Consider the following 6,511-nt stretch of genomic DNA (forward strand, 5'->3'; position numbering starts at 1 on the left):
CTAAAGGCAGAACAGTTTAGGCATTAAAGTCTAAACTGTTTTTTGCTATAGTTAGTTTAAGAATAAGTAAATTGCTATGTCAATATTCTAATTCTAGAAAGGATGTGATTAGTCATGACGAGTTTTTTTAATAATTTCATTGAAACGCTTAATACATTATTTAGTCATGTGTCTAATCCATTAGACTTAGTAGTTGCTTTTATTGTACTCATGGTCATTGGTGGATTAGCACTAATGCTAGCTTTATTATTAGTTGGCTTTACTAGCCTAATTTGGTTTTGCCTTTTATCAAAATATAGACTATAAATTAATATATTATACTTTTGTTTTATCGATTAATTTTATCGATTAAAAGGATAGCTTTAATGGACTATCCTTTTTTGTTTACTCATTAAAATCTAAAAAGCTAGATTTAAAGAATCAGCTTTTCAAGCTTGCGCACGTGAGTGCAAGCAAAGCTTGGAAATGCAAGCCTGGCAAGGCTTGCACTATTAACTTGATTATTACAAAAGTTTAACGCCAGATTAATTTCAAATACTAATTTTCGTCCCAAAAGAAGCTATAACTTAGATGGGGGTGAATAATAGATGCAAGCCCAAAATATTGTAACCAAACCAAAAGATGTGGTTTTTACTCAGTCGGATTTAATTAATATTACTAAGACAAAGACTGATATATATGCTTCTTGGACTAGCGCCAAGAATGGTTCTAATGGAATACATGAGCACAGACCACATCAAATGAAAGCTACTAAACGCACCGATAACATTTCAACTCTGAAAAAATCATTCAAACGGAATCGTGACATCATCAATTGCAATTTTACGGGTGCTACTAACGAATTATTTTTGACGCTGACATATCGTGACCGCCAGCGTGGCAAGGATATCAAAAAGGTTAATGCTGATTTTGACCGTTTCATCAAGCGAATTAAACGTAAAACTTACGTAACCACGGCTAATTTAGTGTGGTTTTCCGCACTAGAACCACAAGCAGATGGTACTTGGCATTTACACTGCTTGTTGAAATGGAAAGACCGCAAACGGATTTTCATTGCGAATACTATGCTTGCAACTCTCTGGGGCTGCGGTTTCACAAAAACTACTGCAATTGACAATGTAACCAATATTGGTGCCTATCTAACCGCTTATTTGACTAATATAGTTGTTGATCCAACCGAAGAAAATGAAATGAAAGATTCAACTACATGGACAGCTAATCATGAACATATGATAGAAAAAGGTGGCAGACTCGGTTATTACCATGCTTTCACACATGTTGGTCGTCATTCGAGAAATTGTGAACAGCCGCAGACTATCTACATGTCCGCTGACCAGTTGAATCAGATGGTGGCGGTAGAAGGATGGCAGTGTACGGGGGCGAAAAGCTATGACCTACTAATTCCAAGAATGAATCAAGATGACTTCGGTATTAGTGTCAAACAGAAGTATTATCATCGAGACCCTGTCGTTGCTGACAAAGTAGCTTTGCTCTTCAGGCTAAACAAACAAGATAGTAAATCTATCACTCATATGTTAAATGGCAAAACAATGTTGCAATACTTAGGTATCAGATAATTACCAATTTATTATTATTAAAAAAATATTATTATATAGGAGAAACATATATGATTATCAATGAAATGTATCTAGACACAGAAAAATCAGGTTTCAACGGTTTTCTATTAGTAGATTCAAAGCCCTGGTTAGAATATCAAGCTGGCAAGAAAACAGGCAAGATACTAGGTACCACATACACAGTTGCCATGACAGGTCATCAATTGGACAAGATTAACGTTCATGTCGCTAACGATTCAGTTAGTCTTGAACCTAAAATGCAGCCAATCAGTTTCAAAAACTTACAGGTAAAACTCTATCCGGATTATCATAATGCAGCAGAAGTGGGAATTACTGCAACCGCTGATGCGATTAATGCTGTCAAAAAAGCTTAATTGAGGTAATTAAAAATGAAAGATAAAACCGTATCAGATAAATTAGATGAAATAATTAAAGCTAAAATTGCTTTAAAGCTGAAGCATCAGGGAACTACTACGCCTAATGGCAATTGGCATCAAATCGACCTTAGGGGCAATGGTTTGATTTTCAAACACTGTAGAAATGAACTTGAAGCTCATATTGCACGGTTCATGCGTCAAGCAATAGAAAATAATCACTGTTATACCACAGATACTAATGGATACCCCGTCAGCTATCCCGGTCTGTATATTCGATACTACACTCATTACCTTGATTTGCGTCTTGATACTGGAACGGCAAATTATGGTGATAAAGTCGGCAATTTAATGCAGTTAATTGCTGAATCAAGTGAGTTTCATTTACCTTTGCTAGGTCAATTAACTGACCCAGACGGTGCCACTTGTTATCGCTTTGACCGTTGTGTAGCTGCTCCTCTCAGCATGTCCGTAGAACAGCTATCCCACATTCCATATGACAAGTTAGATTTAGGAAATTTGACCATCGATTTGAATCACTGTGAACCGGTTCTGCTCAGTGGTGTTAGTGGTACAGGAAAGACAGCTACCCTAGAATTGCTAATAGCCGAGATTATACCAAAATTGTATACAAGTAGGTATAGTCCCATGCTTTATGTCGCCGACCCTAAGTTTTCGGATCTAAAAGATTATGTTGCAGCAATTGCGCCTCAAGCTAGTTATCAAGTTGCACAAACACCGATAGAAATAGCCAACATGCTGGATGAAGCTGTTAAAAATATGAACGAACGGTATCAAGCTATGCAGACGCTTCCTGACTCCATCGGCAAAACCGCTTTAGATTTGGGCTTTGCCCCACAGTTTATTATCATTGATGAGTATTCCTCATTATTGGCTAGTCTAGGGAACAGCAAATACGACAAAGAAATTAAAAGTGAAATTGAAAGTTACATGACCCAACTAGTCCAAAAAGCTCGTCAAGCTAGTATTCTTGTGATTATCAGTCTGCAACGAGCATCAACTGATTCTGGTTTAACTTCAAATATCCGGGCGAATTGCAATTTGAAGATTTTGCTTGGCAATAGTGACTCTACCACTACTGCTATGCTATTTGGTTCCCAAGCTAGCACAAATCTACCGCAAATTAATCAAGTTGGTGGTGGCTTCTATCAACGTAATAATATGCGAATACCTGAGCAGTTCTACGTGCCTAGCTTCAACCTATCTAACGTTGTCAAAGCCTTTCAACCTACGCCAAGACAGCGAATCATGACAGCTGGCAAATTAATAGATGAAATGCTTGAATCACATGATTTTGACCCACAGAAACTAATGCAAATCAAAGACGAGTTAATAAAAGTGACTCAGTCAACCACTTGTAAACCCGTTTTAAGCGTTATTAAAGCTTGTATTGATGCCGTTAACCAGGCATTAACTATTGGCATTTACAATGAAGATATTATGCTTGAAATCCAATATAATCTTGACCGAGCAGGCGACCGTATTGTCTATATCATGTGAAGTTCTGAACTTCGTAAAACAGACATTATGTAAAGCACTTACGCCCCCAAGGGTTTGCGCCGATGAGATTTTCAGTTAGAGTTAATCGGTGAAAAATCTCGGGTACGTTATTATTAGAATCCTACTCCTAGTAGGGTTCTTTTCTTTTTCATTTTTTAAAGAAAGTTTGTGATAAAAATCACTAATTCTCCTATCGTCTAATTTTATTTTTGAATCCTGCAGATGCCTTAGAACGCATTTTAAGCAATTCTGAGCAATTTTTCAATCACTTGGTATGTTTTTACGTCTACTTAAACAACTTATTCCACCAATGGCAAGATTCATGTTTGACAGTATTATCGCTGTGACCTTCAATAAAACCTTGCTTTTCTACTATCTGGTCTCGACCATGCAACTGTTGTTGTTGATTCATTAATTGCATTAACGTATCAAACTTATCACTTAAAGCTTTATTCGTTTCTATTAGTTGCCTATTTTGCTGTTCAACCTTCGCCAAATACTGATTATTCAAACGGTCAATAGTTTTCTGCTGGTCTTCAATTTGTTTCCTTAATTGACGAATATAATCAGCACCAACAAAATTATCATTTTCCGATCTTAATTTACTGTCATTCAATTTAAAATGTTTAACAACTTCATCTGCGTCTTCATCAGATAAAACTATCTTATTATTCTTTTTTTTATATATAATTTTATATTTTTTTATATATGTATTTATTTTTGTTCTATATTGTGCAACTTCCTTATTTGATGCATCAGGTGCTATCAATTCAATGATTTGTCGTATATTTTTCATATATATTCTTCCATAATGTTATATAAATCTTTATATTTTTATATATTATCATACGCAGCATAGCCCCTTGCAAACAGAAAATGATAAGCGAAAAGAGTGAGCACACAGACAGTTATACCCTTGCAGGTATAAAAAACTGTAGACATTAACAGTTCCGTCTTGTTATAGACGGTATGTAATTTGTAATCTAGCCCATTGTGCCCAGGCTACCAGTATTATTTCATCTTGAGTTAGAGTCAAGGCATTTTCAAACACTCGTTATAGTACTGGCTACATAATCCTCATACGCTAAGATTTTTGCAGACTTGCTACCTAGCGTACGACACACGTTCGCGCCCCTACCATTTGACTTTATGGCTAGTCTGGTCGTAGTCACCACTTGACGTTTTCATCTGAGCCATTAGCATATTATTTATATAATTATATATACTAAATCCTATCAGATTACCACGGGTGCACTTTTTTACGACGGCTACACTAAACCAATGATTTGACCATTTTAAAGGCTTTTATAACCGTCTTGAAAACCATTGCAAATAAAAAACGGGCTGAATTAACTTATTCAACACCGTTTAGTCTTTTTAATCTTGATTATATTTTCCAACGCATGTATAATACTGTGTAACAACGTTGAAAAAACTTGATTAACTACTGTGTTTAGTTAATTGAGCGGGATTAATAGTATTGTCAGTGCTATTAATCCTTTTTTTGTATTCTCTTATTTACGTTCTATTTTATCATTTAAGATTCGAAATTAACAGTTTTAATTTTTTATTCGTGATACTTTCCTTTTAGCTTCATCATATCTGTGTTAAAATAAGTTTGTATGAAAAGTTATGGGATTCCATGGGAATCACACAAAAAAGCCCTATTCGTCATAATAGAGCTTTTTTTATGAGTTATTTTAAAATAAAAGCAATGGAGGCAAATTACTTGCTTCTTTTTTTATTCTTAACTTTAGCATTTGATAAATGCCTTTCTATCAAAGTTATAACTGTCGCTTTGACGATATCAAGAATAAATTGTATGAAAAGTTTGATATAATCCATGGGCTTCACCTCCTATCTTATTAGATAGGCTATGTTGCCTCCGCTAGTCATTATAACAAAATTGATCTATTATTATGATAACTAGAAAAATAAATAAGTTAGGAGAAATAATAATGGATAAAAAAATAGCAAAAAGAATCGCCATTGCTTTATGTGGCGTGGCTTTAACTGGCGTCGGCACAACTTCAATCATTAAAGAAAATACCTACACGGCAAGTGCTAATAATGCTTATGGCACCAAAGTATGGATCCAATATGGGACATTAAAATATGATTTAAGAGGGCCATCTGGACATATTTACAGAGCTGGTACTAAGGTCGTTCGTGATACATATTCATTATCACAGCCACCTAAGTCTTTGCCAAGCCATGTGTTTTACTTAACTTCTGTAATTGGTGGTACTCCAGGTCTACAGGGAATTCAGGATGCAGCCGGTGGCAAAATTTCAGAGACCTATGTCAATGTTGGAGACTGGAATCTGCAAGATTATCCATCAGATAGTGTGACATTAGTTAACAATGCAATAAATGATACGGATTTATCATCAAGTGATTTTCATCCAGTAGATAATAGTAATCCGGATGTTACGCATGCTGATGTAAGTGCCTTTAAAAAGGCAATGGCTGAATATAGATCAGTAGTAGACTTTAATCATCTTACTAATAAAGAACGTGAACTAGTTGCATTAATCGGTAAACAAGAGGATAAAGCATATTCTATTGGTGCTTCTCAAGAATATGTTGACCAAGCAACTGCCTATGTTAATCAAGTAACTGCTAACTATAAGAAGACAGGTCACTTAACTGATTCAGGCGCCGTTGATAAGCCTACATCACCAAGCACTAATCCTACTACTCCTACTACGGGTTCAGGCTCAAGTACTACTACCCCGTCACCAACCATCCCAACAAGCAAATCACACTATGTGAAACTACGCAAAGCATCTTACCGCTATACTCATAAGGGCAAACGTGTTTCTAAGAAATTGCTAAAGAAAGGTAGCGTGGTTAAAATTAACGGCAAAGTATATCGCATTAAAGGCAAGACATTCTATCGGATTGCTAAAAACCGTTACATCAGAGTCGTTAATGTGGCAAAATAAAAATAGCTAAAGGCAGAACAGTTTAGGCATTAAAGTCTAAACTGTTTTTTGCTATAGTTAGTTTAAGAATAAGTAAATTGCTATGTCAATA

5 protein-coding genes are annotated in these 6,511 nt (G+C 35.5%); 4 read left to right on the forward strand and 1 reads right to left on the reverse strand.

The window, feature by feature from the left end; genetic code table 11:
* The first annotated feature begins 587 nt into the window (after positions 1 to 587).
* The 3 genes from J3U71_RS11470 to J3U71_RS11480 are packed head-to-tail and all read left to right on the forward strand — an operon-like array spanning position 588 to position 3,472.
* Positions 588 to 1,577: a hypothetical protein gene (locus J3U71_RS11470; RefSeq protein ID WP_267394630.1), complete on the forward strand. Its 990-nt coding sequence runs from the start codon at positions 588 to 590 to the stop codon at positions 1,575 to 1,577.
* A gap of 50 nt (positions 1,578 to 1,627) precedes the next feature.
* A complete protein-coding gene (locus tag J3U71_RS11475; RefSeq protein ID WP_267394628.1) occupies positions 1,628 to 1,951 on the forward strand; it encodes a hypothetical protein in 324 nt (107 codons plus the stop codon).
* A gap of 15 nt (positions 1,952 to 1,966) precedes the next feature.
* Positions 1,967 to 3,472: an FtsK/SpoIIIE domain-containing protein gene (locus tag J3U71_RS11480; protein ID WP_267394626.1), complete on the forward strand. Its 1,506-nt coding sequence runs from the start codon at positions 1,967 to 1,969 to the stop codon at positions 3,470 to 3,472.
* 286 nt (positions 3,473 to 3,758) lie between these two features.
* Here the strand turns inward: J3U71_RS11480 and J3U71_RS11485 are convergent, their stop codons facing one another.
* Positions 3,759 to 4,268, reverse strand: a complete 510-nt coding sequence (locus tag J3U71_RS11485; RefSeq protein ID WP_267394624.1) for a hypothetical protein — start codon at positions 4,266 to 4,268, stop codon at positions 3,759 to 3,761.
* 1,162 nt (positions 4,269 to 5,430) lie between these two features.
* On the opposite strand from J3U71_RS11485, the gene J3U71_RS11490 reads away from it, so the two are divergent.
* Positions 5,431 to 6,420: an SLAP domain-containing protein gene (locus tag J3U71_RS11490; protein ID WP_267394622.1), complete on the forward strand. Its 990-nt coding sequence runs from the start codon at positions 5,431 to 5,433 to the stop codon at positions 6,418 to 6,420.
* Positions 6,421 to 6,511: the final 91 nt, after the last annotated feature.

The sequence above is a fragment of the Lactobacillus sp. B4015 genome (assembly GCF_026536055.1).
Taxonomy (GTDB): Bacteria; Bacillota; Bacilli; order Lactobacillales; family Lactobacillaceae; genus Lactobacillus; species Lactobacillus panisapium.